The 25,919-nt window shown below is 57.0% G+C and carries 27 protein-coding genes and 3 pseudogenes; 9 read left to right on the forward strand and 21 right to left on the reverse strand.

All coding sequences use genetic code 11. From position 1 onward, the window contains the following. Position 1: 1 nt before the first annotated feature. Positions 2 to 1,198: a GGDEF domain-containing protein gene (locus tag EH165_RS14620; protein ID WP_124800094.1), complete on the reverse strand. Its 1,197-nt coding sequence runs from the start codon at positions 1,196 to 1,198 to the stop codon at positions 2 to 4. A gap of 220 nt (positions 1,199 to 1,418) precedes the next feature. Next, positions 1,419 to 2,224, reverse strand: a pseudogene (locus EH165_RS14625) (alpha/beta fold hydrolase). A gap of 354 nt (positions 2,225 to 2,578) precedes the next feature. Between EH165_RS14625 and EH165_RS14635 the strand changes: the two are divergent. Then, positions 2,579 to 2,958, forward strand: a pseudogene (locus tag EH165_RS14635) (transposase); the annotation flags it as partial. 389 nt (positions 2,959 to 3,347) lie between these two features. Here the strand turns inward: EH165_RS14635 and EH165_RS14645 are convergent. From EH165_RS14645 to EH165_RS14675, 7 genes are all read right to left on the reverse strand, one after another. Then, complete coding sequence (locus EH165_RS14645) at positions 3,348 to 3,572, reverse strand: antitoxin VbhA family protein (RefSeq protein WP_124800099.1); 225 nt, start codon at positions 3,570 to 3,572, stop codon at positions 3,348 to 3,350. Next, positions 3,569 to 4,234 carry a recombinase family protein gene (locus EH165_RS14650; protein WP_239020616.1) on the reverse strand — a complete coding sequence of 222 codons (666 nt, stop codon included), beginning with the start codon at positions 4,232 to 4,234 and terminating at the stop codon, positions 3,569 to 3,571. The genes EH165_RS14645 and EH165_RS14650 overlap by 4 nt, the downstream gene beginning before the upstream one ends. 304 nt (positions 4,235 to 4,538) lie before the next feature. Further along, the gene (locus tag EH165_RS14655; protein WP_124800100.1) at positions 4,539 to 4,934 is read right to left on the reverse strand and encodes a hypothetical protein; all 396 of its coding nucleotides are present in this window, start codon (positions 4,932 to 4,934) and stop codon (positions 4,539 to 4,541) included. A gap of 134 nt (positions 4,935 to 5,068) precedes the next feature. Then, complete coding sequence (locus EH165_RS14660) at positions 5,069 to 5,572, reverse strand: RHS repeat-associated core domain-containing protein (RefSeq protein ID WP_206425994.1); 504 nt, start codon at positions 5,570 to 5,572, stop codon at positions 5,069 to 5,071. Further along, positions 5,565 to 6,710, reverse strand: a complete 1,146-nt coding sequence (locus EH165_RS15905; RefSeq protein WP_206425995.1) for an RHS repeat domain-containing protein — start codon at positions 6,708 to 6,710, stop codon at positions 5,565 to 5,567. Before EH165_RS15905 ends, EH165_RS14660 begins: the two co-directional genes overlap by 8 nt. Before the next feature lie 1,040 nt (positions 6,711 to 7,750). Beyond that, positions 7,751 to 8,725 carry an RHS repeat-associated core domain-containing protein gene (locus EH165_RS14670; protein ID WP_164479264.1) on the reverse strand — a complete coding sequence of 325 codons (975 nt, stop codon included), beginning with the start codon at positions 8,723 to 8,725 and terminating at the stop codon, positions 7,751 to 7,753. A 584-nt stretch (positions 8,726 to 9,309) separates the two neighbouring features. Further along, on the reverse strand, positions 9,310 to 9,570 hold the full coding sequence (locus EH165_RS14675) for a hypothetical protein (protein ID WP_124800102.1): 261 nt from the start codon (positions 9,568 to 9,570) through the stop codon (positions 9,310 to 9,312). 171 nt (positions 9,571 to 9,741) lie between these two features. Between EH165_RS14675 and EH165_RS14680 the strand changes: the two genes are divergently transcribed. After that, complete coding sequence (locus EH165_RS14680) at positions 9,742 to 10,275, forward strand: RNA polymerase sigma factor (protein ID WP_164479265.1); 534 nt, start codon at positions 9,742 to 9,744, stop codon at positions 10,273 to 10,275. A gap of 552 nt (positions 10,276 to 10,827) precedes the next feature. Here the strand turns inward: EH165_RS14680 and EH165_RS16950 are convergent. Beyond that, the gene (locus tag EH165_RS16950; RefSeq protein WP_124800104.1) at positions 10,828 to 11,145 is read right to left on the reverse strand and encodes a response regulator transcription factor; all 318 of its coding nucleotides are present in this window, start codon (positions 11,143 to 11,145) and stop codon (positions 10,828 to 10,830) included. Between the two features lie 203 nt (positions 11,146 to 11,348). Between EH165_RS16950 and EH165_RS14690 the strand changes: the two genes are divergently transcribed. Beyond that, positions 11,349 to 11,918 (forward strand): peptidase inhibitor family I36 protein, encoded by a 570-nt coding sequence (locus EH165_RS14690; RefSeq protein ID WP_164479266.1) that lies wholly within the window; start codon positions 11,349 to 11,351, stop codon positions 11,916 to 11,918. A gap of 370 nt (positions 11,919 to 12,288) precedes the next feature. Then, positions 12,289 to 12,540 (forward strand): hypothetical protein, encoded by a 252-nt coding sequence (locus tag EH165_RS14695; protein ID WP_124800106.1) that lies wholly within the window; start codon positions 12,289 to 12,291, stop codon positions 12,538 to 12,540. Between the two features lie 90 nt (positions 12,541 to 12,630). On the opposite strand, the gene EH165_RS14700 is transcribed toward EH165_RS14695, so the two are convergent. The 9 genes from EH165_RS14700 to EH165_RS14740 all read right to left on the reverse strand — a co-directional run bounded on the left by EH165_RS14700 (position 12,631) and on the right by EH165_RS14740 (position 20,128). Further along, positions 12,631 to 13,197 (reverse strand): hypothetical protein, encoded by a 567-nt coding sequence (locus tag EH165_RS14700; protein ID WP_124800107.1) that lies wholly within the window; start codon positions 13,195 to 13,197, stop codon positions 12,631 to 12,633. 3 nt (positions 13,198 to 13,200) lie between these two features. Further along, on the reverse strand, positions 13,201 to 14,130 hold the full coding sequence (locus EH165_RS14705) for an RHS repeat-associated core domain-containing protein (RefSeq protein WP_124800108.1): 930 nt from the start codon (positions 14,128 to 14,130) through the stop codon (positions 13,201 to 13,203). A 426-nt stretch (positions 14,131 to 14,556) separates the two neighbouring features. Next, a complete protein-coding gene (locus tag EH165_RS14710) occupies positions 14,557 to 15,264 on the reverse strand; it encodes a hypothetical protein (RefSeq protein WP_124800109.1) in 708 nt (235 codons plus the stop codon). A gap of 30 nt (positions 15,265 to 15,294) precedes the next feature. Continuing rightward, on the reverse strand, positions 15,295 to 16,323 hold the full coding sequence (locus EH165_RS14715; protein ID WP_206425996.1) for an RHS repeat-associated core domain-containing protein: 1,029 nt from the start codon (positions 16,321 to 16,323) through the stop codon (positions 15,295 to 15,297). Between the two features lie 436 nt (positions 16,324 to 16,759). Then, positions 16,760 to 17,230: a hypothetical protein gene (locus EH165_RS14720; protein WP_124800110.1), complete on the reverse strand. Its 471-nt coding sequence runs from the start codon at positions 17,228 to 17,230 to the stop codon at positions 16,760 to 16,762. Further along, positions 17,230 to 17,811, reverse strand: coding sequence for a helix-turn-helix domain-containing protein (locus EH165_RS14725; RefSeq protein ID WP_124800111.1), 582 nt, complete (start codon positions 17,809 to 17,811; stop codon positions 17,230 to 17,232). The genes EH165_RS14720 and EH165_RS14725 overlap by 1 nt, the downstream gene beginning before the upstream one ends. A gap of 261 nt (positions 17,812 to 18,072) precedes the next feature. Continuing rightward, positions 18,073 to 18,702 carry a recombinase family protein gene (locus EH165_RS14730; RefSeq protein WP_124800112.1) on the reverse strand — a complete coding sequence of 210 codons (630 nt, stop codon included), beginning with the start codon at positions 18,700 to 18,702 and terminating at the stop codon, positions 18,073 to 18,075. Between the two features lie 347 nt (positions 18,703 to 19,049). Continuing rightward, positions 19,050 to 19,355 (reverse strand): GNAT family N-acetyltransferase, encoded by a 306-nt coding sequence (locus EH165_RS14735; protein ID WP_206425997.1) that lies wholly within the window; start codon positions 19,353 to 19,355, stop codon positions 19,050 to 19,052. 233 nt (positions 19,356 to 19,588) lie between these two features. After that, positions 19,589 to 20,128: a DEAD/DEAH box helicase family protein gene (locus EH165_RS14740; protein WP_124800113.1), complete on the reverse strand. Its 540-nt coding sequence runs from the start codon at positions 20,126 to 20,128 to the stop codon at positions 19,589 to 19,591. A gap of 386 nt (positions 20,129 to 20,514) precedes the next feature. Here EH165_RS14740 and EH165_RS14745 point away from each other — a divergent pair, with 386 nt between their 5' ends. The 3 genes from EH165_RS14745 to EH165_RS14755 all read left to right on the forward strand — a co-directional run bounded on the left by EH165_RS14745 (position 20,515) and on the right by EH165_RS14755 (position 22,610). Next, positions 20,515 to 20,793 (forward strand): hypothetical protein, encoded by a 279-nt coding sequence (locus EH165_RS14745; RefSeq protein WP_124800114.1) that lies wholly within the window; start codon positions 20,515 to 20,517, stop codon positions 20,791 to 20,793. 245 nt (positions 20,794 to 21,038) lie between these two features. Then, the gene (locus EH165_RS14750; protein ID WP_206425998.1) at positions 21,039 to 21,872 is read left to right on the forward strand and encodes an RHS repeat-associated core domain-containing protein; all 834 of its coding nucleotides are present in this window, start codon (positions 21,039 to 21,041) and stop codon (positions 21,870 to 21,872) included. Positions 21,873 to 21,902: 30 nt separating this feature from the next. Next, positions 21,903 to 22,610, forward strand: coding sequence for a hypothetical protein (locus EH165_RS14755; protein WP_124800116.1), 708 nt, complete (start codon positions 21,903 to 21,905; stop codon positions 22,608 to 22,610). A 437-nt stretch (positions 22,611 to 23,047) separates the two neighbouring features. Here the strand turns inward: EH165_RS14755 and EH165_RS16955 are convergent. Continuing rightward, positions 23,048 to 23,649: pseudogene (locus EH165_RS16955) on the reverse strand (recombinase family protein). A gap of 308 nt (positions 23,650 to 23,957) precedes the next feature. On the opposite strand from EH165_RS16955, the gene EH165_RS14765 reads away from it, so the two are divergent. Beyond that, positions 23,958 to 24,338, forward strand: a complete 381-nt coding sequence (locus EH165_RS14765) for a hypothetical protein (RefSeq protein WP_124800117.1) — start codon at positions 23,958 to 23,960, stop codon at positions 24,336 to 24,338. A 316-nt stretch (positions 24,339 to 24,654) separates the two neighbouring features. Here EH165_RS14765 and EH165_RS14770 read toward each other — a convergent pair whose 3' ends face one another. Further along, on the reverse strand, positions 24,655 to 24,996 hold the full coding sequence (locus EH165_RS14770) for a hypothetical protein (RefSeq protein ID WP_124800118.1): 342 nt from the start codon (positions 24,994 to 24,996) through the stop codon (positions 24,655 to 24,657). 266 nt (positions 24,997 to 25,262) lie between these two features. Here EH165_RS14770 and EH165_RS14775 point away from each other — a divergent pair, with 266 nt between their 5' ends. After that, complete coding sequence (locus tag EH165_RS14775) at positions 25,263 to 25,868, forward strand: class I SAM-dependent methyltransferase (protein ID WP_206425999.1); 606 nt, start codon at positions 25,263 to 25,265, stop codon at positions 25,866 to 25,868. The last annotated feature ends 51 nt before the right edge of the window (positions 25,869 to 25,919 follow it).

The following is a 25,919-nucleotide window of genomic DNA, read 5'->3' on the forward strand; positions in this document are numbered from 1 at the left end:
CCTAGGAAGCCGGCCTATCCGCCTGTCGCAATTCCGGATGCAGAACCACCCGCCGACCGCCAGCTCGCTTTGCGTCGTACATCGCATCGTCGGCGTGCGCGAAGGATCGGTCAATGTCGCGGCGATCCAAATGGGCTAGCCCCACGCTGATACCGGGGGTCACCGTGATGGGCGACTTCTGGATCTGCGGCACGTCGATCTGCATTGTTGCCTCAACCACCGACCAACAAATTTCCTGCGCCCGCTCCATCTCAACGCCAATAAAGACGAGTGCAAATTCGTCGCCGCTGATTCTCGCGGGGACCACCCGCGGGTCTCCAATAAGATTCAGAACTCGGGCTACCCCGCGAAGGACGGCATCGCCCTGAAGGTGGCCGAAATTGTCGTTGATCCTCTTCAGACCGTCAAGATCCATCATTGCCAGCAACGAGGGGCCGCCCTGCTGCCGTTCGCTTTGCAGGAAATCTCGAAATCCGCGCCGGTTCTTCAAGCCAGTCAGCTCGTCCGCCATCGTCAACCGCACAAGGTTGCGCAGCAGCCTTTCCTTCTCTTCCAGCACCTGTTCGAGTTCGGAGGTTCGTGACACGATCGCGTCTTCTAAAATTTCGTTGTTTTCCCGAATTGCTACCTCAAGCATTGCTCGCTCGGTGGTTTCATCGGTGGGTCCGGCATTCGCCATCTCAAGCATTCGGGACCCCACGATTGTCAGCGCGCACACCAACGTGAGGTAGGCGATGGCCGACAGAGAGGCACCAAGCCCCCCACCCAAACCGGCACTCATCCACATTAGAACGCAGATGACGGTTCCGACATATATCAGCACTTGGCCGCGTATTGACTCGGAGAATGCGCCAATCAACAACATCACGTACAGGGGAAGGTAGGGCGCTGGCGGCAGGGTGCCAGCAATCAAAGCCGACCCGGCGAAGATGATGAGTAATCCGCTATTAATCACCACGGAAACGACACGGGCGCGTCCCGCACGCAGAAAAGGATGAGTGACTGCCATCAACAGCGCAGGCCCCGCACACCAGGACAACGCGACCAGTCGATCTGCGCCCGGCAGAGCCAACAGGCTGACTACCGCGCCCACGGCCAACGCTGCGTACATGACGATATGAATTACTTTGCGGCTCTGAAGTCGGCGCTGCACTAGCGCCTCGCGATCGGATCTCACCCGGACCGCCGGTTGCTGCATGTGATGTTTCCTTCCCACATGCGCGCCCCAATGGTGTGCAAATCTAGACTCATCGTAACCGAAATCCGTTCGGTCCAAGCGGCCCGTTTGCGTGGTCTCTCACCTACGGCCTTACTGTGAACCAAACGGCTTATCGGCCTTAAAGTGATCGGCATGTGATGCTTTTGTTACTTCCGTTGTTTCCTTCGAGGAGGGCCTTCGGTGCTGCAATTACTTAGAGCTACGAAAGGTCCTCGAACGTGTTACTCAGAAAATTTAGTATGCACGCTTCTACTCGGTCTCGATCGTGCTCGTGAATAACATTGTGTAGATCTTCGGGAAATTCGACCAATGTGACGCTCGGATGTATGTTCGCAAGCTCGCGGACGCCCTCTACACCCGAAAGGGAATCCCGCTCGCCGTGGACGAGCAATATCGGAATCGTTAGAGCTGCCGCGGCCGAAGCTAGGGTGGCCCTGCTCGACGTCAGAGCAGCGAGCGTTTCGCGCCGAATACCCTGTTGCCACGTCAGGGGGTCGGCGCGGACGAACGCGGCGTGCTCGGCGTTGCGTGACATCGTGATGGGGTCAGCCCCCAGCGTCAGCGGGTCGATCCCCGCTGCCACCATTTCCGCGAGGTCCTCCAGGCCTGCCCCAGCAGAAATGCCCAAGGCAGACAAAACCAAGGCCTGCGTACCAGTACCGATCGCGGCCTTGAGCGTGACCGCTGCCCCAGCGAATGCCCAAACATTGCCCCGGGAAGGCCACTCGCCCCTACCGTATGGGCGTAGACAGAAATGCAGTCGGCGACCAGATCGTCCACGCTCTCAATCAACACCGGAGTTCCAGCACTTCTGCCGTGCCCGCGTTGGTCGTACGCCCACCACCGGATACCAGCCGCGGTCAGGCTTTGCTGCAGGTGATAGTACGAGCCGGCGTGCTCGCCAAGTCCATGGGTGATCAGCAGACCCAGATGCTGCCCCGCTGTCTGCGGACCGCTCACCACGTGCAAATAGCCGCGGCTGCCGTCAAAAAAAATGTGTTTCATATTGTCCACATCTGGAAGGTTAGCGGCAGACGGAACGCCCCCCGAGGCAAGGGATTGCCCGCGCGCGACCGCTGCAGGCCGAACGTCTGAGGTAAAAGAGTTGGATCCTTTTTCAGCTCACTGGGTCTCAGATGCACAGAGAGCCCTTCTCGGAGCCGCAACTCGGAGGGGGATCTGATTCCCAGTCTGTTTCGGAGCTGCCCACTAGGCAGTCGTTGACTTGTTGGCCGCTGGCGTAGCGCAACTTGTTGGCTACAGCGGCGCTGACCGTAGGGGTGGCCGTCTTACCCCTGGCGTCGTAAACGTATTTGGTGGTGAGACCAGAGGTACCGCTCAGAGGGTGTTAGCTTGTTCCCCAATTCACGTAACGGCTCCTTCCCTCAAACGGTCGCTACCAGCGTCGGCGATGTGGAGCTGTCAATCCCGAGGGATCGGGACGGCACATTCACCCCGGATGTTGGTCCCGAAGGGGTCCAGGCGGGTGGGGGCCTGGATGACATGATCGTCAGCTTGTATGCCGGCGGGATGACGGTGCGCGACATTGAACACCACCTGGTGTCCACGATCGGCACTGAAATCAGCAGGGAAACGATCAGCAAGATCACCGACGAGGTCCTAGACGAGGTATTGGCGTGGCAGCAACGCCCGTTGGATGCGTTTTACCCCGTGATCTATCTCGACGCCCTGCGGTGAAGATCCGCGACGGCGCCCACATCCGGAACAATGCCGGCCACAACTTCAGCCGCTGCATATCCGGCCTGTCGCTGCCCAAGGTTGGGCCAATCTTGTCTGCTAGCTGTGCGGGCGGCAACATTGAGATATAGGTCGATATTCGAGGATGCAGCGAACGGCTCGCTACCGGGTTTGCCGAGGTTAACGGTGCGGTACTCCCCCGCCCAGTCGTAAACATCTTGGAAGATATGAGCGTGCAATGCCTTGAGGTGAGTGGCGTCGAAAGTCTGCGGAATGTTGACCAAGCCGCCTCGAATCTCTGCTTCCCGAACCCCGGTCACCCGGTATTCGGCGCTTCGCAGTTGACGAAAATCAGTCAGCCCGAACTTATTGCGAAGGATATCCGTGCCCGGGTACAGATAGCTTTCCCACTGCCTGGCCTCAGGGTCAGTCACTCAGATCCAACCGCACGGGCCTTATCCAGACTGCGCTGCATGTGCTGCTCCCTCGTCATCAGGCCGGCAACAAACTGCGCTAGATCCAGCACATCCTCATGATCTGGATTCATCCCCTCTAGGCGGTGATTGGCAAGCGTCTGCTCAACGTTCCAGCACTGCTCGGGTGTTAACGACTCGAAGGCGTCTGGATAGATCTGCGCATAACGGATCGGCGTCATGATGTTCCCTCCAGTGGCCTGTCAGCCACATCAGTTGTGTGCGGTGATTTTGCAGTTGAGACAACTTGTTGGCGTTGCACCGCGCGGTACACCGTCGCGCGACCCACCTTGAAAATTTCTGCGAGCTCGTCCGTGGTGTGCTCCCCTTCGTGGAAGAGTTTCGCAAGGTGACGTTCCTGGGTTGGGCTGAGCTTCGGTTTCCGGCCCTTTAGCCGGCCCTTGGCCCTGGCGATCTTCATGCCTTCACGTGTTCGCATGCTGATGAGATCAGACTCAAACTCGGCCATCATTGCCAGGGTGTTGAACAACAGCCGACCTATCGGGTCGGCCGGATCATGCACTGATCCCCCAAGGCTCAAAGCCACCTCGCGGGCGAGCAGCTCGTCGGCGATGTTGCGGGCATCCACAATGGATCGGGCCAACCGGTCGAGCTTCGTAACGACAAGGGTGTCCCCCGCCCTGCCGGCGGCCAACGCTTCCCGAAGCCCCGGCCGGTCCCTGCTCGTTCCTGTCAGCCCATGATCGGTGTAGATGCGGGATTCGGAAACACCCAACGCAAGCAGTGCTTCCTGCTGAACGGTGAGATCTTGGGAGTCCGTAGAGACTCGCGCATAACCAATGAGGATCCCCATACCGAACTGTACCAATAAGGGACCCATCATCGGTAAATATTTCGGACGGGTCTAACGAGACGCGATTCTGGGCGCAATCACAGTGACCAAAGTGCTCTGCACACCGTCTCGATAGACGATCCCTAAACGATTTGCGCAAAGCGAGGTCATGTTCGTCAGAGGCGTCATGGACAGTCGATGGAGGCCTACAACCCCATCCATGTTTCTTGGAGCATGAAGACTTGACCCACTGCCGGACGCAACCCCTGCTGGTCCCGCTCCGTGGGTTCATAGCCATCTATACAGCTAATCGGCGTTCGGGAAACGCTGAAGGTTACGCGAGGTTGTCCTCATTTCAATCCAACCTCACTCCGGGCAAGCTCGCAAAACACACCATGCCCGTATGAAGTTCAAGCCTGTAAACCGCCAAGCCATCCTCTCGCGGATGCTCAGCCGTGATCATCCAGGTATCAAAAACTTCCCAACCATCCACATCTGGTTCCAGATAGAACGTTCCGTCGATTTGCAGGTCGGCAATACTCTGAAACAGAAAACGATACGTATCGCCATTATCAACCAAAAACTCCAGCTCAATCGTCCCTGGTGTGATGAAATGAATAGCGACAAGGTCGGTTCCCCCATCGAATTCTGCAGCATCCCACCTGTAACCTGCGAAAAGCCGCCACCCATTCTCTAACGTCTCGCTGATACCGGGTTGCCCAGGGAGCCAACGACTATCTGAATCAGTCATCTTATCGGCCTCGCTTGCGGGCGTTGCCGAAGGATGCCTCGCCGCTTTTCAGGAGACCTCGCGCGTATTTCGCATCGCTTCCGGTCATCGGCCGAATCGTTGTTCTCTGAGCTCCTTGAGTCGTCACTCGCGTCTCATGGCCGGTGTGGACCTCCGCCATGATTATTTGCTTTGCCGAAGCAGTAGCGGGTTGTGCAACTCGGCGTCGCATGAATCGCATTCCGTCCTCCTGTCACCGTTTTCAGCCTGTCGATTTGTTTTGTGGAGGCCTTTGCGATCTGCCCAGCGGACTTAATCAATTTGACGCCGGGGATCATACCTAGGGCGGCCATTCCGGCTCCGGCTCTGTCTCCCATTGTAAGCAGCGCACCAACTGCGACGCCGGAAGCGATCATTCCGATGGGGCCGGGAATGTTCGACACCACGTCAGCAACTTTGGCCACTACCTTCACAGCAGCTTTCACCCACCCCCATAGTCGGCCGTCGAGGTCGGTCATGTTGATGGGGTCGGTGGGGTAGGCGTAGTCGTTGGCGCCGCCGCCGGCGACGGGGTCGATGCTGTTGAACCGGCCGGTGGTGGGGTCGTACACCCGGGCGCCCATTTGGGTGTAGGTGAGGTTGGCGGTGTGTTCAGCCATCCGCTGGTGCTGCCCCAGCCAACCGGCGTCGTATGCGGACGGGTTGGTGTTCGGGGACAGCGTCGAAGTCCGGGGCCCCGCCGGCGGTGATGGGGGCGCCGTAGGGGTCGTAGACCTTCACCGTCCCGTCGATGGTTCCGGTGGGCAGGGTGGTGGCGATGTTGTCGCCGTGAATGTTCGGGTAATGCCACCTGCTATCTGCGACGGTTTGGTAGTTCTTGGTGTACGTCACACCACCGGGGAGGCTATTGATTCGGGTGATCATCACGTTCCCGGCGCCGAGGTCCAGGTCAGCGGAATCATCGGTGGAGGTGAACCCATACAGGAAAGTGCCGTTCTCCGCCGGGGTAGCGGAACCGGCGATGATCCTCGCGGTGACCCGGTCAGCGGTGTCCCGAATGTAGGTGATCGTCACAGTCCCACCGGAACCATTAGGGGCAATGGTTTTCACGTGCCGGTTGGAGGAGTCATACACAAATGTGGTGACCCCGGCGGTGTCGGTGACGGTGGAAACGTTCCCGCGGCTGTCGTAGGTGTAGGTGGTCGGTTTCGCACCCGTCACAGCGAGGATCCGGTCCGCGGCGTCGTAACAAAAACGCGACGTTTCCCCGACCGCGCCTAATTGGTAGGTGGACACCGTCCGGTTGGTGTTCGCCGCCGCCCCCACACTGGTCCCAGTCGGGCATATCGAGGACGCCGATCCGGAAAAACCGTAGGAGTATTCAACTCTCGGGCGGGACGCGTTCGCGGCCAGCACCGCCGAACCCAAATTACCGGCGGGGTCGTAGGTGTAGGACCACACGTTATTGGCAGCGGGGGTGAGGGTGCTGGTTTGGGTGGAACCAGTCACCCGACCCGACTGCGACCTCGTTACGGTGTCACCGATGGTGGCCCCGTTCAACGTCCACGTCAGGGACTGCAACGCCCCATTACCAAACCTACCGATCTCGCCGGTGGTGGTGTTTCCGTAGACGGCGCCGGTGACCTCACCCGTTCCCGCATCAAAGGTGGTGTCGGAGAGCAACGCCCCATCCAGGGTAATGGTGTCCACCGCCCCCGCGTCGGTGAAGGTGTAAGCCTCCGTTAATGACCACCGCCGGCGGCGGTGGTCATTAACGGAGACATTTCTAAAACCCAAGGATTAACCCTATTTCCATTTCGCTCGTCAAGAGATATCGACCAGGGGAGATTTCGCAGTAACAGCATCACCCACCTCGAATGTCTTCCAGATTGAAGGGCTCACATTTACATAATGTTCTCTACCTCGTACATCCCTAACAACAATCACCCACCTAGCAGGCACCACTCCCGAAACCGTGCCACTCCTGCTCCGACCCACTATCACAGATGCTGATGCATATCCTTGCTCACGATGCACTTTCCGCACGATCTCGCCAGCTCCTGACCACACCACTCCCGGAAACAACTTCCGTCCGATGCAGAGCCAAAAAGTGGGCGCACTTCGAGCTTTTTTATTCATCTCTGAGCCTCTTTCCATATTATGAAATAGCGAATGGGCGGCTTGAACTGCTATTACCGTCCTTAGCTGCAGAGGTAAATCAACGCCCGCTCACCAATACCACAGCTGAAGTCTTTAGTCTAGGAAGTTTTCCATCGCGGAAAGGTCTACGTTAACAAAACCCGCCAAAAATTACGAGCAAAACTTTTGATTGCGAATTTGCAGGATGTCATCCTGCATCCGAACTCACTTACCCCTGGCGTCATTCCACGCAACTCTCGACAAAACTGCTGTTCCAATAGAAAGCGGCAAAAAGAGGAAGCCCGCTCTACGCAAACTTTCAGGGTCATCACCGACACCGTAGCAAAATACGGAGAATAATGTTAGACAAATAATAGTAGCTACCATCCAGAGTATCCAACTACCCAATTTTCTATTCTGAAACATCGCACTCCTTAGATGCTGCCCAACAGAACTGAATTTTCGTGCGTTAACAAATCGTCAGAGTTCAACTGCGAGCTCGATTTTGTTCACGTCTGTCCAGAGTATATATCGTAATGAAACCCAGAATTATGGGCGCCAGTCCAATCGTGTGATCTCCTGAAAGAAGAATCACCCCAAATATTCCAACCAAAAGGCAAAGAGCGAATATAAACCAATGAATAGGTCCTTTATGGTATGGCTGACGCATTTGTCGCCCCTTCTGATTACGAAATTGCTTAACTAGTCGAGTCGACTAGAAATCCTGTCAATACTTCGCCGATAGGCGCGCCCTCGAAAAGCCCTGTCCAGGCAACAGCCGCTCCGAGGCCGGTGTTGTAGGCAAATATCGGACTGTCGGTAACTGCCATAACCCCTAATCCGACGGTGAGTCCAAAGGCTGTAGCTCCCAACTCTTTCCAGAATAGTCCGGTGATATCTGTGTTGGTGATGGGGTTGGCGGCGGCGTAGAGGTAGTTGTTGGTTTCTTGGCCGGAGGGGTCTGGTTGGTCGAATCTTCCGGTGGTGGGGTTGTACCAGCGGGCACCGAACTGGACGGTCCCATCGTTTTCGGTCCAGCCGGCGGCGTATCGGAACTTGTTCGCTATCGCGGCGCTTACTGTTGGGGTGGCCGTGTTGCCCCAGGGGTCGTATACGTATTTGGTGGTGACCCCAGCGGTACTGGTGAGTGCGATGACGGAACCGATGTTGTCAGTGGTGTAGTAGTGGTCCACGCCGCCGTTTTGTATGGCGATGAGGTTTCCGGTGTTATCCCGCACGTACTCGGTTGTCCCGGATGGGCCGCCGGTGGTGCGGGTGATCGACCCGAACAGGCTGTTGGCGAACGCGGTGGTGAAACCACCGCCGGTAGCTGCGGTGCGCTCAGTGTTGGTAGTACCGGCGAACACCGATGTTCCCAAAGCCGCCGAGGTACTGCGCTGATCGAACACGTTGAAAGTCTGCGCGACCCCGTCTAGCGCCGGGTGAAACTTACGGAGTTCGTCTGAGTCCAATCGAACGAAATCTCTGTCGGGTTCTCTTCGTTCGGCGTCCAGGATTGCTTGCGTTTTCCCGGCCCCTGGTTGGGCGCCTACGAATAGAACTTTGGGTCGGGTGCTGCATTGCGCATCGGTGAAGAGCAGCGGTTGAATGAGTTTGTTCCAGCGCTGTCGGAGCTGCTCCTCGGCCAGAACGTAGCTCCCGGGGTCGGTCACGCCGCTCGGTGGTGGCGCATCTCCATAAGCTGCACTCGCTAAGATTGAACGAACGCTATAGCTTGTAGCAGTTCGTCGACGTCTCTGCCGTTCACCGCTCCGCGGAGTCTGCGCAAAGCCACGGCACGGTCCCCCCATAGTTGCTCCTCGGCCTGGCTTTTGGCGCGGTCTTGCATCTGCATGTATCGCGCCTGAAGACTAGAAACCGCTTCGGAGAAACGTCGACCACGACTGAGCTGTCCATGCCAGCGAAGATTTCAGGTAGTTGATCCACACTCTTCGACTCTGAACTTGCAGCGTTCATGATGCGCTCCTTCAATTGCCGGTTGGCTTCATTGATTATGACGTGTGCGGAGCAATCGCGCCCGGCACCTCGGGACAGAAATAGCGGTACCCACTTTTCGCTTCGCCTTCTACTCGCCTCAGCGAACCGTCGGCCGACAGCTCCACGCAACCAGCAGCTCGGGCCCGCCTCGCCGAGCACCAACACGCATTTGGGCGATCCGCGCCGAAACCAGGGGAGGCAGGCCCCGCATTTACTTGTTGCACAACCCGGGGTGTGGGTCGCGTGCGCTGCGGTGTGGTCAGTTACTGGCGGTTTCGGCTAGCGCGGCGAGGAACGCTCCGCGGGTTTCGGTGATGATGCGGTCAATTACTTCGCCACTGCGCGTCTTCAGTTCTCGCTGGGTGGTCGCGCCGTACTCTGCTGCGCGCAGCTCACGGAAGTCGGTGAGGGCGAAATTATTGCGAACGATATTGCTGCCTGGGTACAGGTTCTCCTCCCGCCGCTCGGCTTCTGGGTCGGTCGCGCAGACCTGCCGGTGATGGCCATGGAAAGGCTGCACTGGACCGACTGCGTGAGCGGCCGGGCCTTGGACTCTGATGCGCGACTACCGAAGATCCGCCAGCAAATCCTCGATCGAAACTGCGTGGCTCGATGTAAGGAATTATTTTCTTCCGGACATTTACTAGACAAGGCATCGTTTCAACGAATTTGGAAGGAGGTACGGGATGTGATGAGTGAGGAGAAGCAGCTCCTAGAAAAGTGGTTCAAGCTTTATGCAGATCGCGTGTTTTCCTATCTGCTTCATCGGACGGACCCGCAAACTGCGCAGGACCTCGTTCAAGATGTCTTCATCCTGGCGTTCCGCAAACTTGAACACATTCCGGAACCCCCGCTGGGCTGGTTGTTTGCTGCCGCTCGACGACTGTTGGCCAATAAAACTCGAGGATTCCGTCGCCGAGACATGTTGCTGGCACGAATCAGTGAGGCAGCAGCAGAAACCGCTGATCGCGACCACGCCGACATCATGCTTACCTTTGCCAGCCTGCTGAAACCTCTATCAGCCCAAGATCGAGAAATACTCACACTCACAGCCTGGTACGGCCTGACCGCGAGCGAGGGTGCGATGGCTTTGGGTTGCTCAGTGTCTGCCTACACCGTTCGGCTACACAGAGCACGCAAAAAACTCATTGGTGAGCTCAGCCGAAAGGGATCTCTGGGAGGTTCCCCAGCACAACACCTACAGGAGGCACTTCGTGATCACTGAACCGCTTCCCAAAATCGTCGCCGCCGCAAGACCAGCGACCATTGCAGATACACATTGGGCATCCTCCCCAGCGGGGATACGAACGCTGGCTAGAGTCCAAGCGGCTGTGAGGCTGCCTCTGAAGCCTGCTCGCAGGCGAATGGGGATCCTTGTTGGTGCGACTGCCGCACTAACTGCCATCGGCGGGACTGCTGCTTTCGCTGTCATCAGCTTTCGCGCTCCGGACGACACCTCGGTAGTTATGTGCAACGAAACAGCGTCCCTGCAGGCCAATGGGGCGGGCATTCAAGTCCCGGACGGAACACCTCTCGGTGCTCTGCAAGCTTGTTCGGCTCGATGGCCCGAACTTTGGCCAAACACCCCCACTCCAGAGGCCTTTATCGTGTGTACCTACCCTGCTTCCTCCGACAGTGAACGGGGCGGCGGTCAAGTGGTTATGCCAGCCGAACCGGGTCAAACGAACAGTCAAGGTTGCTTCGCCGCCGGAGCTGATCCCGTCGCCGCGGACAACCTACTACCCTGACCCGGAGAGCTGAGGACGGCTTCAAGAACTCAATTCGTATCTTTTGTGGAGGGCAGTTGTAGAGGCAATCCGCCTGAAAAAACACAGGCCGCGTCCGCACCGGAGGGCTCGGGCGGCCAGTCTTTGACAGATAACAGTCCTAGGTGAATCGTGCGAGCGACTAATTCTGCACGATTTTGTACAGCTAATAGACGGTACAGTGTCGTCAAATATTGCCGCACGTAACCTAGACTGACGGAGAACTTTTTTGCTAGCTCTGCATTAGAGTAACCCTGCGCAACACATGCGACTAGAGCCGCATCTCGGGAAGTAAAAACTCTGCAGTAACACCTTTTGCAAGTAGCCATGTCATCATCCAATTCGTGCTGAGGAACTTGGTGCTGCGATGATCTCAGCTAGGTGCAGCGTAGAGCAACACATCACCAGAACCTCTTTTTCCAGCAACCACCAGAACCTTACACATATCAGCTACGAACTTATGGCTCTTTGAGAACTACCTTCAACACGAGATACTTGCAACACTTCAACTCCCCCTATGAAGGAGTTCGCAGTGAACATCGTCCGACATCTCACAGTTTTATTCGCAGCTTGCACCGCTTTCGTGCTGACAGTGCCTTCGGCGTATGCGGAGGAATCCATCGACACCAACGGCGGCGTTTCTGCAGACAGGTCCAGCGATCTAACCAAGGTAGGCTCGATAGATGCAATAGCGGACGAAAACAAAACCTTGATACCACAGATGGAAGCTCGAGGAGCCATTCTCAGTCCTGATGGTGAATGGATGACAATGCCGAGCGGGGCCGCGGTATCGCTGACGGCGAAGAGTTTCGCTGACTGCCCTTCAGGTTGGGTATGTCTATTTGCCCAAGCTAGTTGGGGTGGGCGAATGCTCAAGTGGAGTGATCCCGGTACCGCTGCCGATCTAAGTTCATTTTCGTTCAACGATCAGATGTCCTCTTGGGCGAATAGAGGGCCATATGCTGCTAAATGGTTCTATAACGCAGGTTTTGCAGGAACAAGCCGTTGCATGCAGCCATACACTTCGAATTCGTATGTAGGCAGTTCCGACAACGACGAGGCCAGCTCTTTCCGTATTTACACTGATGCCGCCGCTTGCTGATAAAGGGACTGTCTCGTTAACGGTTTTTCCAGCATTTTTGGTGAGTAGGTTTCTGCTGGCCAGCGGTCGACGAAGGTAATTGCGAATGCGTTGAGCGCTGGCTTCCACCTGTCACGGCGAGGATCCGGTCGGCGGCGTCGTAACAAAAACGCGACGTTTCCCCGACCGTACCTAATTGGTAGGTGGACACCGTCCGGCTGGTGTTCGCCGCCGCCCCCGCACTGGTCCCGGTCGGGCACATCGAGGTCGCCGATCCGGAAAACCGTACGAGTATTCAACTCTCGGGCGGGACGCATTCGCGGCCAGCACCGCCGAACCCAAATTGCCGGTGGGGTCGTAGGTGTAGGACCACACATTGTTCGCCGCGGGCATGAGCGAATTGGTTTGGGTGGAACCAGTAACCCGACCCGACTGCGACCTTGTTACGGTGTCGCCGATGGTGGCCCCGTTCAACGCCCACGTCAGGCCTGTTGTTTCCCCGTTGGCATTCCTACCGATCGCGCCGGCGTTGGTGTTTCCGTACACGGCGCCGGTGACCTCACCCGTTCCCGCATCGAAGGTGGTGTCCGTGGGCAACGCCCCATCGAGGGTGATGGTGTTCACCGCCCCCGCGTCGGTGTAGGTATATGCCCTCGCTCTAACCCTACTAACTAAAAATGCTGGAAACACCGTTAACGAGACGATCCTGATCGAGGGTAGGCGATTGTGCGGTTTAAATGACAATCAGGCGCGTCATTATAAACGACACCCCTCCCAGGAGAGAATATGATACTGCTATAACTGGTGGTATCCAATCAAAAGACTTTCGCACCCACGGTTCTTCGTTTAGCTGGGCTTGAGAGCGTTCTGCGTAGAGCGCAGCGAATTGCTTTTTTAGGCTATGCCGAACTGCCATGAACTGGGTGAGTTCAAACCCGTGCCAAACAACTTTTACTTTCCTTCCGCACTTAAGGTAGATCAAGCCACCTGAGCCGCTCAAGTCCACCGATTCGATAGCAGCCCAGTTGAACTCAGTCTTTTTCAGCGCACCCCGAACCGTGACACCCGTTTCCGACGCCTGGAACAATATGCTTTGTGGATAGCTCAATAAGATTCCTCCAAACAGCCCCATTCCAGCCGGATATTGGATATCACTCCATAGCAATTTTAAGCAGTCTATCTCAGATCCGAATAGGCCATACCTAATTCCTACGCCCACACCTGCAAAAGCACAGACAATTGATACAACTTCATATAACCGACGACTTGTTCCCGATGGGTACCGAAGTTCTAGCACCATGTTTCATTTCCTTCTCGTTTGATTATAGGAAATGCTTGCCCCTGCCCAGCCTGCTGATTGTGCTGCGTTGACATAATAATTTCCGCGGGTAGCTTTCCAGTTGATTGGGGCGCGATGGTTTTTCGAACCACCTTTGATCGCAAGTCCTCTACCAGAATTTTGGACAACGTTTCGACCGCCTTGCGCTCCCTTTCCTAATGATTTGAGTCCTTTACCGATAAGTTTTGCGAGTCCGAATCCGCCCAGAACTCCTGCACCGTCAGCTGCCCATGCCTGCCGGCCCTGACCTACATAACCTCCGGTAACAGCCTTTCGATACATGTTCGCCGCTCCTGCGACAGCACATCCAATAGGTCCTGTGAAAGTGCAAACTCCGGCGACGACGTAAGTATCCCAGTTGGCTTTCACATGCTTAACAACAGGTGTCACCACCGCAGCTGCCGCGTTGTAGGCTTTCTTGGCGCCAGTCGCTAAGGCTTTGGCGCCGCTTTCGATCCAGCCCCACCATTTTCCGTTGAGGTCGATGATGTTGATGGGGTCGGTGGGGTAGGCGTAGTCGTTTGCGCCGCCGCCGGGGACGGGGTCGATGTTGTTGAACCGGCCGGTGGTGGGGTCGTAAACGCGGGCGCCCATGTGGGTGTAGTTGAGGTTGGCGGTGTGTTCAGCCATCCGCTGGTGCTCACCCAACCACCCCGTGTCGTAGGCGGACGGGTTGGTATCCGGGACAGCGTCGAACTCCGTGACCCCACCGGCGATGACGGGGGCGCCGTAGGGGTCGTAGACCTTCACCGAACCGTCAATGGTCCCGGTGGGCAGGACGGTGATGATGTTGTCGCCGTGAATGTTCGGGTACTGCCACCTGCTATCTGTGACTGTTTGGTAGTTCTTGATGTAAGTCACACCCCCGGGGAGGTTGTTAATTCGGGTGATCATCACGTTGCCGGATCGGTGACGGTTTGCCGGTCAAATTACTTCTACTGTTCCCACGCCGGCGATCCGCGGCTTCGTGGACCAACATAGATCCGCCCGCACCCGGGCCAGCAGGTTCGGATCCCGACCCAGGTCCAGCGCGATTTGGATGAGAGACCAGCCCGCTTTGAGCCCCGCATAGATCTCCGCTCAATCCTCAAAAGTCAGGGCCCTGTGCATCAACCCAACACCCAATTCAGATCAACTGGCTCTACACCGCCCTTACTGGGTTGTTGCGTCGAGGGTGCGACACCGTCTCTCACAACGATCCAACATCCCAGCAACAGACTGCAACCCCAACCTCACGTCGGCGCTTATTGGTGGATACTTCAGTAGAGATAAAAGTAAGCTATTCAAATCAATAGTTGATAATAGTTTGACAACCATCCGTCAACCGACCTCGACGCTGAAATGCCATCCTAAAAAGCCACTTGTAAAATTCCAAGGCTGCCCCCTGGCGTCTATCTTTTGCCAGTTCGCGCTCGTAAGTAGTTCTCGCATTACCCAAGGAACCATTATTGCGCTTCGATCACGCGATTCTTGCGTCGCGATTTCTATGCCAGACCTCGTAAAAACTTTGAGTTGAATTACAGTGTCCACATCGTCAAACGAAATTTTAAATACAGTTTTGAACCTTCTGTCCGGGCTCAGCTTTGGTTTTGACTCAAGGATGAACTCAAGATGTTCGTCTACACATCCTCTATAGGTCTGATTTAGGAGCATTTCGTCCCAATCGCGCAATTTCGCTAAAACGATCAGAATATTTTGAAGCCAATCGAGCATGCGCATGTTCCGCTCATAGCCATGACATTTCAGCGCTGTTGCGTCTATACCGGAGTAGGCTGTTTCGAATATACCCAAATCTATTCTTGTGATTGGGTCACCGAACTCTAGCTGATCTTGACCCTCCCGGATGAATATACGCAGGTGAGGCGCCATAGCTGGGACGCCCCCAAGTTTGGTAAGTTGCCGGTTGTACAAGTTCACTACTGTGTGCGAAATCCAAAGGAAATGTTTTTCATTACGGGTGGGCTCGCATTCTATAGGCAACGCGTTCGAATGAAGGTCTATTGACTTCAGCTTTCTAGGGTTTTTCACCTACTAGCCTTCCTTTTGATTTTCCAACCGTTAGCATCTTCTTGAGCCTCTAGGCAATTCTCCCCATGCTGCTACGTGGCTACGACACATGCTTAGCTCCCAGTTTCTGGCGGCCTGCTTGTTTGGGAAGGTAAGCATAGGTGGAAACCCGCACTTTTTGCCAGTGTCCTTTTCGCACAAAGGTAATTGAGATTGTGGTCGATCTTGGGGAGCGGAATCTACTGACGTGATTCCGTACTTCCAAGTTATGCCAGGACCGTAAAAGATCGTGTAGCCCCAAGACGGTCCTGGCCATTTATTGGAGCTGCGGGAAACATAGACTCCACCGACTTTCATCTTACTGACGATTTTACCTAGTGCAGTGCCTTTGGTTATCACTCCGGTCGGCTTTGGCGGACCGTCCCTCAGTGCCTTATACACTCGGTAGGCTGTGGCAATGAACCATAGTCGGCCGTCGAGGTCGGTGATGTTGATGGGGTCGGTGGGGTAGGCGTAGTCGTTTGCGCCGCCGCCGGGGACGGGGTCGATGCTGTTGAACCGGCCGGTGGTGGGGTCATAAACGCGGGCGCCCATTTGGGTGTAGGTGAGGTTGGCGGTGTGTTCAGCCATCCGCTGGTGCTCACCCAACCACCCCGCGTCGTAGGCGGAGGGGTTGGTGTTCGGGACAGCGTCGAAGTCCAGGGTCCCGCCGGCGGTGATGGGGGCGCCGTAGGGGTCGTAGACCTTCACCGTTCCGTCGATGGTCCCGGTGGGCAGGGTGGTGATGATGTTGTCGCCGTGAATGTTCGGGTAATGCCACCTGCTATCTGCGACGGTTTGGTAGTTCTTGGTGTACGTCACCCCGCCGGGGAGGCTATTAATTCGGGTGATCATGACATTGCCGGCGCCGAGGTCCAGGTCAGCGAAATCATCGGTGGAGGTGAACCCGTACAGGAAAGTGCCGTTCTCCGCCGGGGTGGCGGAACGGGCGATGATCCTCGCGGTGACCCGGTCTGCGGTGTCCCGAATGTAGGTGATGGTGACAGTCCCGCCGGCACCATCAGGGGCAATGGTCCGCACATGCCGGTTGGAGGACGTTCAGGATGAAGCAAATTCACGCATGAAATCACTCGGATACGCATACTGGTCGCTGGGTTTAGCCCTGGTCGGTACAGCCGCTCTCAGCATTCACCAGGTCACTACCTCGGGAGGAACCCCCTTGACTCACAACGACTATCGCGCCTTTGCTGCATCCCAGCCCGCACCACAGAATCCCCCATCCCCACCACCGATCTCGGTCCCCGTATATGAGCCAGTCCGGAGAGATGGTCCTGGACCTTCAGAGAAGCGCTGAACCAAGCGATATCGCTATCAGTTTGCCGTCTCTAGGTCCGACACTGCTAGCTGGGCCCTGCGCTCCAGCTGGGAGTGCAGAGAGAGAGAGAGAGAGAGAGAGAGTCGCCAACAGACTGTGGCACGGGACGCGTAGCGGATTTTGACATGGTGGACAGACTCGTCAGCGGAACAGTGGCAGCTGCTCCACCAACTCCCGCACCGGCTGTACCACCGCGCGAACCTGGTCGATGCGCTCCGACGCTTCTTCCGCGTTCACCGTCTCGGCTGTTCTCGTCAACGGCGGGAACTCCAACTCGTTGCGGGTGCGCCGCATGCGGGAGAAGAACCGGAACAGGTCACCAAACTGGGCCTGCACCGCATCCTGAAGCGTCGAGTGTCCGGCCTCGGTACCGCCCTTGACCCGCAACCCTTGCGCTGCCAGGAGCGCGTTGAGCAGGAACCTTGCTGCGTCGTAGGCCAGGGTGTAGGCGCTGTCGGGATCGGTTCTGGTCAGCAGCTGCGCCGAGCCGAGCTTCGTCTCCGTAGTCGCAATGAGGTCTTCGGTGCGTTCCGGATCGCCCGGTACGTGCTCGAGCTTGCCGTCAACAATCATGCGGGCCACCAGTTGCTGCCCCACAGGCCACGGTGCCATCAGAGTGCACTCCTCAACGGGATGAGAGGTCGCGACTTGATCTCACCAATGAACGGAGTTGCCGCGGCGTCCCAGTCTTCGCGGCTGATCCGGCGGATGTGAACCGGCCGATGCAGGCTCGCCTCGGCACGTTCGGCGACGTCGTCGAGCGTGCTGAGCGGTACCGCGCCGATGACGATGACATCGACGTCCAGGGGGACCGGGCCGGGCTCTCCCGCGCGCCGCGCTGCCCATGAGCCGTAAATGTAGGCCTCGTCGGTGGCCGGGATGGTTTCGATCAGGCCGCGTAGCACCGGCTCCGGCCCGTAAGTGACGGCCATCAGTTCGGCCAGCGGCCTGTAAAGGGGGGTATCGGTGTTGGCTGACACATACTTGATGTTGCCGGTTCGCTGTTCAGTGACGATGCCAGCCGCAGCGAGACGGGCCACCTCCCGCTGGACGCTCTGCACAGGCCGGCCGATGGTGTTGGACAGCGCGGTGACCGACCAGGACTCGTCGGGGTGTAGAAGCAAAAGTGCCAGGAGTTCGCCTTGCACTTCCGACCGCAGCAGCGGCAGCAGCGGCGAGGCTGATGTTCTCATAAGACGGTATGTTACAACCATGTCTTAGGTGTTCACAACCGGTATGCCCCTGCCCTGCCGCAATGAGGGAGGTAGCATCCGCTCAATTCATCGTTCGGTACCCCCACCGGCTGGGATAGCCGCAATGCAAACGATCGTTACTGATACAACATTCAAGTGTCGATGTCCGAAGTGGCCTGCAAGGTCTGCCGTGTCATGGTCGGTGCTGTGCAGGCCAGTGCGGATATCTGAATGGTCGAAGTTCTCTGCGCTAGTGCTGTTTTATGATGAAGCTTGCGGCAACAAGGTCGAAGACGATGAGGTCATCGGTTCGTTGTTGAGTGCTCGTGACCTTCGGTAGAACGTCGCGCGGGACATCCCGAGGTCGCGCGTTACTTGGGCGGCTGGTGTGCCACTTTGGATGAGGCTGAGGGCGCTGCCGATCTGGCTGTCAGTGATGCGTCGAGGCCGACCGCCGAGGTTCTTGCCGGCCGCTTTGCGTTTGCTGATTGAGTCGGTGATGCGTTCACTTTTAATCTCGTGTTCCATCTGCGCCAGTGCAGCCATGATCGTGAACAGCATCGACCCCATCGGTGATGACGTATCAACATCACCTCCGCCCAAGTTCAGAACACGCAGCCCAGCACCGCGTCCTCGCAGCTCGTCAGCGAACGCGAGCATATTTTGCGTAGACCGGCCGAGCCGGTCAAGCGTCGTGATCACGAGGGTGTCGCCGTGGATTAGCGCATCGAGTGCTCGAGCGAACTGGGGACGCGATGCTTGCGCCCCGGAGACTCCGTGATCAACGTAGAGGTCATCGCGCCGAACCCCAGCGGATAGGAGGTCCGCTTCCTGGCGGTCAGTTGACTGCTGTTTCGTCCAAACACGCGCGTAGCCGATCAGCTTCGACATGGTCTCCTCCGGGGTGTCTCATAAGTGATGGTGTGTCGACAGATTCAACCAGAAGGTTGCGAGACATAGTTACGAGAATCGCTGCCTGTGGAAAGCACGCTCAACAGAGCGAAAACTGGACTGTCAGCACCACCGCCCTGGAGCGGTCGATGAGACACCTCGTATCCCTAGGATTGCCAGACGCTGCGATAGTGGAGTTCCCTCCTTGAGTTCATAACCTTAGCGCCCGATCATGCGGCTTGATGGCGGGCAGGGTAGAGGCACCACCGCTGCCCATGAACGCATCGACGCCAATGGTGGCGTGGGAGTGCCCGGTGGCCGCCCTGTGTGTGTGATTAAGTGGGGCGTCAGCTAGAAAGGTGGATCAACCCGGCTGGTGTTGCACGAAATCCGCACGCCGCAATGTAGAACGCGGTCAGTGACGGCTCGAAATCGACGAATAGCCACTCGCATCCTGCCGCACTTGCTTCTTCAGCTGCTCGGGCGACGATGGCCACTCCGAGACCTTGTCGTCGGTGGGTTGGTCGAGTCCTCGTGTCGATGAGGAACGCATGCCCCCACCGTCCCAGGCAACGTTGACGAAGCCAACGAGTTGGTCGGCCGCAGTCCGAGCCGTCACCCACCCCAACGAATGTTCTCGCACCTGATCCCACCAACCAGCCTTAGGGGAGCCGCCGTGTGAGCGGGTTAGCTCACCAACTTCGCCGTCCGACACGGGCGCCCGCCACTCGATCTTTAGGTCTTTGTTCGACATCTCTCGAAGGTGTCGCGCGATGAGTCGCGGCGCAAGCTGAACATTTCCCGGGACTCACCTCACCACCGGGGAATGCGAGCGACCTGCGGTACACGATCGCCGTTGCCGTTCCTTAGCGGGCAAACAAGCAGCCTATTGTTCAGCTCCTCCCCATCCAGAGATTGCCTTGACTTCGGTCGCAATGGCGCAGACTTCGCGTCGGTCGGTGGATATACGGTGCACCGCCGACGACGCGTTGAGCTGAAGTTTCGCCGCAGCTGCCTTACTGCGCTTGATTGCATCTTCTAACCCTGACCCGATTTCGCGTTGCGCCAACCGATCGGCAGCGGTGGAATCGTTCGCCGTGAGGAGCGCACCTATTGCGCTGACATCCGCACCGAGGGCTGCGGACAGACTCGGCATCTCCAGCACGCTCACAGTGTTTGTGAAGATCAAGCGCGAGTAACCTGCAGCTCGGTAGTTTCTCCACATCGCGGCAAGGTTTTGTTCGGCGAGATCGATGCCGTCCCGCCAGGGCTCGGGATGCGCCTGATCAAGGTTGTCGCCCTCGATCAGAGCATGGACGATGTCCTCAATCGCAAACAACCGCGAGAGTTCCGCAGCTACTGAGGTTTTCCCAACTCCAGAGCGCCCACTGATGAAAATCACCTCGGTCGTTTTCGCTGGTTGCATTCCCTTAGCGTGACACGGTGCGGCGCAAATGGTCCTGATCAATATGAACGAGCAGCGCCCAAGCCCATCGCCACGTAACCGGGCGCCCTCAGGTCCTGAGTAAAAGGTGCTCATCGGTGATAGTTACGACAACGCGTTGGCCGAAACCGTGAACGGTCTTACAAAGCTGAGTTGGTGTACTGGGAAGGGCTGTGGCGCAACGCATCTGACCTAGAACTGTCGACCGTTGGATGAGTCGACTGGTTCAACAACACCAGCATCCACTCAGCCCTGGGCTACCGGACACCGCCCGAGGCCGAAGTTGAGTACTACAGTCAGCAAAATACTCCCGCCGAGCATCAGCTTGTTGGGTAAACCATCCTCCACAAAACCCGGGGTGAATCACATTGCGAACCAAAGCCACCCCGACCATCGACCGCACAGGTGACACCCACGACCGGGTCCGTGAGGACCGGGTCAACAAATCAGGCACCATCACCCTGCGCCACAACGGGAAGCTGCACCACATCGGAGTCGGCCGAACCTACGCCGGAACCTACGTCACAGTGCTCATCCAAGACCGAGACATCACCATCGCCGAAACCACCACCGGGCAGCTCATCCGAGAACTGATACTGGACCCCACCCGCGACTACCAACCCACCCGCCAAACAAAAAACTCCTGAACCTACAAAACGTAGGTTCAGGAGTTTCCGATGTCCTGAGACATCACAGTTCCGGTGGGACGGTCACCATCACCTACATTCGGGACACCGCAGACCGGGTCACCGCGAGGATCATCGCCGGTTCCGCCACCCCGGCGGAGAATGGCACTTTCCTGTACGGGTTCACCTCCACCGATGATTCCGCTGACCTGGACCTCGGCGCCGGCAACGTCATGATCACCCGAATCAATAGCCTCCCCGGGGGTGTGACATACACAAAGAACTACCAAACCGTCGCAGATAGCAGGTGGCATTACCCGAACATTCACGGCGACAACATCATCACCACCCTGCCCACCGGAACCATCGACGGGACGGTGAAGGTCTACGACCCCTACGGCGCCCCCATCACCACCGGCGGAACCCCAGACTTCGACGCTGTCCCGAACACCAACCCCTCCGCCTACGACACGGGGTGGCTCGGTCAGCACCAACGGATGGCCGAACACACCGCCAACCTCACCTACACCCACATGGGCGCCCGCGTTTACGACCCCACCACCGGCCGGTTCAACAGCATCGACCCCGTCGCCGGCGGCGGCGCCAACGACTACGCCTACCCCACCGACCCCATCAACATGACAGACCTCGACGGCCGCTTCTGGTGGTGGGTACCTATAGCAACGTATCGAGTGTATAAAGCAATCAAAGCCGGTCCGCCAAAGCCGACCGGAGTGATAACCAAAGGCAATGCGCTAGGTAAAGTCCTCAGTAAGATGGAAGTCGGTGGGGTGTATGTTTCCCGTCATTCAAACAAATGGCCAGGCATATCTTGGGGTTACCAAATAAACTACGCGGTAAATAAGAACGGGTTAGGAGGTATAGTATGGAAATATGGCATTACATCAGTGGATTCAGCACCGAATGAGAGGGCCGACTCTCAAAAGCCTACGTGTGAAAGGCGGACTGGCACAAAATGCAGAGTTGCTTACCAAATTACTTTTCCAAATAGGCAAGCTGCCAGAAATTGGGAGCTAGGTATTTGTGGCGCTTATCTGAGTAGATACGGCGGAGTTCCGCCAGGTTCTACTCGATGCTAATGGTTAAGAAAATTGCAAGGGGTTGTGTAAATGAAATACCCACGAAGGCTAAAATCAATAGACCTCTATCCCAACCCTTTCCCAGATGGAAACGCTCCCACTGCGAAGGAAGAACAATATAACTGGGTTTCGCATACGGTTGTGAATTTATACAATCGGCAACTTACCAAACTGGGGGGTGTTCCTGCCATGGCATCGCACCTGCGTGTATTTATCCGGGAGAACCAAGACAATTTACGATTAGGTGACCCTATCATTCGAACAGATCTGGGCGTCTTCGAAGCGGCCTTCTCCGGCATCGATGAAGAGGCGCGGACCTTGATCGGCTTCGAGCGGAATTTGTACCTGTTGAACTGGCTTCAAAACATTCTGCTGACCATGGCAAAGGCGCGAGATTGGGATAGAACAATCTTGGACAAAGCCTATCAAGGATGTATAGATGAGGGCCTCGAATTTACCTTGGAATCAAAACCCAAACTAAGCCCAGATCGAAAGTATAAATCCAGTTTCAAAATTGCTTTTGATGATTTAGATACAGTAGTCAGTCTAAGAGTTTTGACCAGGTCTGGCATTGAAGTCGCAGCGCAGCAAGCGCGGGATCGGAACTCAATAATGGCTCCCTGGGCGATGCGTGAACTGATTGCGAGAGCAACTTGGCGAAATACTGGTATCGAAGAGAAGCCATGGATTTTCTCGAGCGGTTGGTTGGGGTGGCACTTCAGTGTCGAGGTCGGATAACCCATGGTGGTCAAACTATTTTTAACTATTGATTTGAACTGCTTACTTGCATCTCTACTGAATTATCCACCAATAAGCGCCAACGTGAGGTTGGGGTTGCAGTCTGTTGCTGAGATGTTGGGTCGTTGTGAGGGGCGGTGTCATACCCTCGAAGCATCAGCCCAATGAAGGGCGGTGTAGAGCCAGTTGATCTGAAATGGGTGCTGGGTTGATGCGCAGGGCTGTGACTTTTAGCGCCCGCGCGAGGATGGGCGGCTGGTTTATATCTTGTCCCTCCCCTGCGCTCTGGTGGGTTTCGCGAGCCTGCCAGGAGTGATACTGGCTTGAAGTGGATGGCACCTCCACTCGGTCCTGAATCGGTGCCGAGACTCACCTTGGGTAATTACATGCCTACCCGTCGAGCGCTAGCCCACCTCGTCCAAATCGTTTAGGGATCCCTATCCGATACTGGTTTTCGGGGGTTCGACCTGCTGGTCGAGGTGTCGGTAGATGGTGGGTCTGGTGACGCCGAATTCGGCGGCGATTTGGGCGACCGTGTATTTGGTTTTGCCGTCTTCGGCGAGTTCGTCGTACATCTGTTGGGCCATTTTGATTTGGCGTGGTCCGAGTTTGGGTTTTTGGCCGCCGACCCGGCCGCGGGCCCTAGCCGCGGCGAGTCCGTCGCGGGTGCGTTCTGACATGAGGGCGTGCTCGAATTCGGCTATTGATCCGAGTATTTGGAAGAACATCCGGCCGACTGCGGTGGAGGTGTCGATGCCTTGGTCCAGAACGACAGGTCGATTCCGCAGTCCTGGAGTTGTTTGGACAGCTCGAGCAAATGGTCTAGGGATCTGCCGAGCCGGTCGAGTTTGGTGATGACGATCTGATCACCGGCGCGGTTGGCCGACAGCAATGCTGCTTTGTCCAACTGCGGGCGGCGGGCCAGTTTGGCGCTGGCTTTGTCGAGGTAAATCTCATCGCAGCCGGCGGCAGTGAGGGCGTCGTATTGGGCTTCTGGGTGTTGGTCCCGGGTGGAGACCCGTCCGTAGCCGATTCGCAGCTGTTTGATGTATCGCAAACGAGGGAGTGCGTGGCATAGGCGCGGACACGGGTTGGGTTACAACATCGACCTGCGGCGATGGCATGGCTTGATGTCGATGTTCGAACTGGTCTGCACGAATGTTCGAAGTCGACTGCACGGCACGCTCGTATCGGTATGTCTTGATTCCCATGGGTTTGGAGGCAGTTGGGTTTCGAGACACAACCGTGACGGGGGCGGGTATTCTTCCAGCGATCTGGTGGTTTCTACCTGACATACCGTCGGATTAGAAATGCAATAGACCCCCGATGGGGAGGGAAGGTTTAATAATGGGCCCCAGTCAACTTGACGACGTGTACAGCGCATTGCGAGGAATCATGCTGAAGCACGCTAAGGATCTTGTTGCGGCAACGGATTCTTCAGGGCATCTCTCGATAGAGGCCAAAGAACCTGGCGGCAATGGAATGAGGTCTTGGTACGGGGGCGTCCAGACGAAAAAAAACTATGTGAGCTATCACCTGATGGCCGTGTACGAGGACCCTGAGCTGCTGAACGATATCTCCACGAAACTTCGCGTACGCATGCAGGGAAAGTCTTGTTTTAACTTCAACGCGCTGAACGACGAGCTATTCGCTGAACTCGATGCGCTTACAGGGGTGGGATTCTGCGAGTTCGCATTGCGTCACAACCCGCCCACGGAGATTCAGTAGGCATCGGGCGCCGGTAGCTGGCGCCGCCCTCTTGAGGGCTAGCTCGCCGCCGTGTCGAAGTGCCTTCTACCTAACATTCCGAGCTGTCCGGTTACATCAATGTGTTCGCTTATTCTCGCATCTGCTCGTGGTACCCGGATTCGCGTAACCCTAGGGTTGCGAGACAGTAGTGAGCTGTTTCGCAGGAAGCCCCGGTCCTGGAATGAACCTGCGGTCGCCGACCTGTGACCTAAGGATTTGCCAGTTGGGTTCGGTTTGCAGGACGAGGGGTGCTGGCGGCCGGGGAACACAGGTGGGCCATCCAGAACAGAAGGTGCTAGTCCACAGAATTAACGTGGAAGTAGCCCACCACTCTGCGACCTTCAGCGATTGCCAGAAGAGTCCCAGGGCGGACGCGCTGTGCACCACGATTCTTCACGATCGACCATGACGCGTCCGCAACGGAAAGCCATGCAGTCGGATCCTCGGCTCGCACCACGAACCCGGCTAGCCCAGTCTCGAAGGAGTGCGGCGGTACGTACGCATTGGCGATGTACACCTCGCCGGTAGGTGTTGGAGGCGGCCCCGTGTCGCGACCGCCCTGCGAGGAAGTCAGCCAAACGACGCGGCCGTGAAAGGGTGTGGGGCCTGAGTAGTGCACGCCCGAAGTATCCCGCATCCCGCTTGGTGCATGGGTCTGCTGCACGATCCGGTGTCACCGCGGCTGGGGTCTCCAAATCAGTGCGTCGCGCCCCCGCAGGCAAGGCGTGGGGAGCTTTGCGCGATGGATGGCACATGTGTCTCATAACTGTTCTGTCTCGAATCTCATGGCTTGTGGGACTGGTGCGCCCGTTGCCGCTGCGGGTGGTGGCGTTTTCAATGTGCATCCGAGGAGAGACATGCGCGCTGGGTGAGTGGACTCTTGTCGGTGCCTATGCTTGACTCGTGGCAAATTCGGCGGAGTTCGCATACTCCCGGCGCGCGGAAGATTACATCAATCTTCTTGGTTCGATGAGTGCAGTGCATCCTTCGGATCAGCAACTCGTGGCCACCTGGGCGGATAGCCTTGAGGGCGACGCCATCGATGCCGGGTGCGGGCCGGGCCATTGGACGGACTTCCTCAGCGAGCGCGGGGTCGCCGCCCGTGGAATTGACCAAGTGCCCGAGTTCGTTGAAAGTGCTTGCTCCACGTATCCCAGCCGTGCGTTCCTAGTGGGAAACCTCGAGACTCTGGATGCCAGCACTTGCTCAGTAGGTGGGGTGCTCGCTTGGTACTCGCTCATTCACCATGAGCCGGACAAAATCCATATCCCATTGCACGAGTTTCATCGTGTGCTGCGGCCCGGTGGTGGACTGCTGGTCGGCTTCTTTGAGGGCGCCACCGTGGAGAAATTCGCGCACGCAGTCTTTCCTGCTTACCGGTGGCCGGTGAGTGCCTTTAGTGAGAAGTTAAGAGCGGTGGGGTTCGACGTAATCGAAACGCATGCACGATCGACAGCTGGTCAACGGCCCCACGGGGCCATCCAGGCGCGACGCAGAGGGCGCCCGTAACCGCATCGACTCAAATACGTAGTCGTCGTAGAGTGTCTCATAACCTAAATG

This window comes from Nakamurella antarctica, from assembly GCF_003860405.1.
GTDB lineage: Bacteria > Actinomycetota > Actinomycetes > Mycobacteriales > Nakamurellaceae > Nakamurella > Nakamurella antarctica.

Excerpts from the sequence above, each read along its gene's own strand:
- EH165_RS14620 (WP_124800094.1), bottom strand. The coding sequence starts at position 1,198 with ATGCAGCAACCGGCGGTCCGGGTGAGATCCGATCGCGAGGCGCTAGTG.
- EH165_RS14645 (WP_124800099.1), bottom strand. The coding sequence starts at position 3,572 with ATGACGCCGATCCGTTATGCGCAGATCTATCCAGACGCCTTCGAGTCG.
- EH165_RS14650 (WP_239020616.1), bottom strand. The coding sequence starts at position 4,234 with ATGATGGGTCCCTTATTGGTACAGTTCGGTATGGGGATCCTCATTGGT.
- EH165_RS14655 (WP_124800100.1), bottom strand. The coding sequence starts at position 4,934 with ATGACTGATTCAGATAGTCGTTGGCTCCCTGGGCAACCCGGTATCAGC.
- EH165_RS14660 (WP_206425994.1), bottom strand. The coding sequence starts at position 5,572 with ATGGCTGAACACACCGCCAACCTCACCTACACCCAAATGGGCGCCCGG.
- EH165_RS14680 (WP_164479265.1), top strand. The coding sequence starts at position 9,742 with ATGAGTGAGGAGAAGCAGCTCCTAGAAAAGTGGTTCAAGCTTTATGCA.
- EH165_RS16950 (WP_124800104.1), bottom strand. The coding sequence starts at position 11,145 with ATGGCTACTTGCAAAAGGTGTTACTGCAGAGTTTTTACTTCCCGAGAT.
- EH165_RS14695 (WP_124800106.1), top strand. The coding sequence starts at position 12,289 with ATGAGCGAATTGGTTTGGGTGGAACCAGTAACCCGACCCGACTGCGAC.
- EH165_RS14700 (WP_124800107.1), bottom strand. The coding sequence starts at position 13,197 with ATGGTGCTAGAACTTCGGTACCCATCGGGAACAAGTCGTCGGTTATAT.
- EH165_RS14705 (WP_124800108.1), bottom strand. The coding sequence starts at position 14,130 with ATGATCACCCGAATTAACAACCTCCCCGGGGGTGTGACTTACATCAAG.
- EH165_RS14720 (WP_124800110.1), bottom strand. The coding sequence starts at position 17,230 with ATGGCACCGTGGCCTGTGGGGCAGCAACTGGTGGCCCGCATGATTGTT.
- EH165_RS14725 (WP_124800111.1), bottom strand. The coding sequence starts at position 17,811 with ATGAGAACATCAGCCTCGCCGCTGCTGCCGCTGCTGCGGTCGGAAGTG.
- EH165_RS14730 (WP_124800112.1), bottom strand. The coding sequence starts at position 18,702 with ATGTCGAAGCTGATCGGCTACGCGCGTGTTTGGACGAAACAGCAGTCA.
- EH165_RS14740 (WP_124800113.1), bottom strand. The coding sequence starts at position 20,128 with ATGCAACCAGCGAAAACGACCGAGGTGATTTTCATCAGTGGGCGCTCT.
- EH165_RS14755 (WP_124800116.1), top strand. The coding sequence starts at position 21,903 with ATGAAATACCCACGAAGGCTAAAATCAATAGACCTCTATCCCAACCCT.
- EH165_RS14765 (WP_124800117.1), top strand. The coding sequence starts at position 23,958 with ATGGGCCCCAGTCAACTTGACGACGTGTACAGCGCATTGCGAGGAATC.
- EH165_RS14770 (WP_124800118.1), bottom strand. The coding sequence starts at position 24,996 with ATGCGGGATACTTCGGGCGTGCACTACTCAGGCCCCACACCCTTTCAC.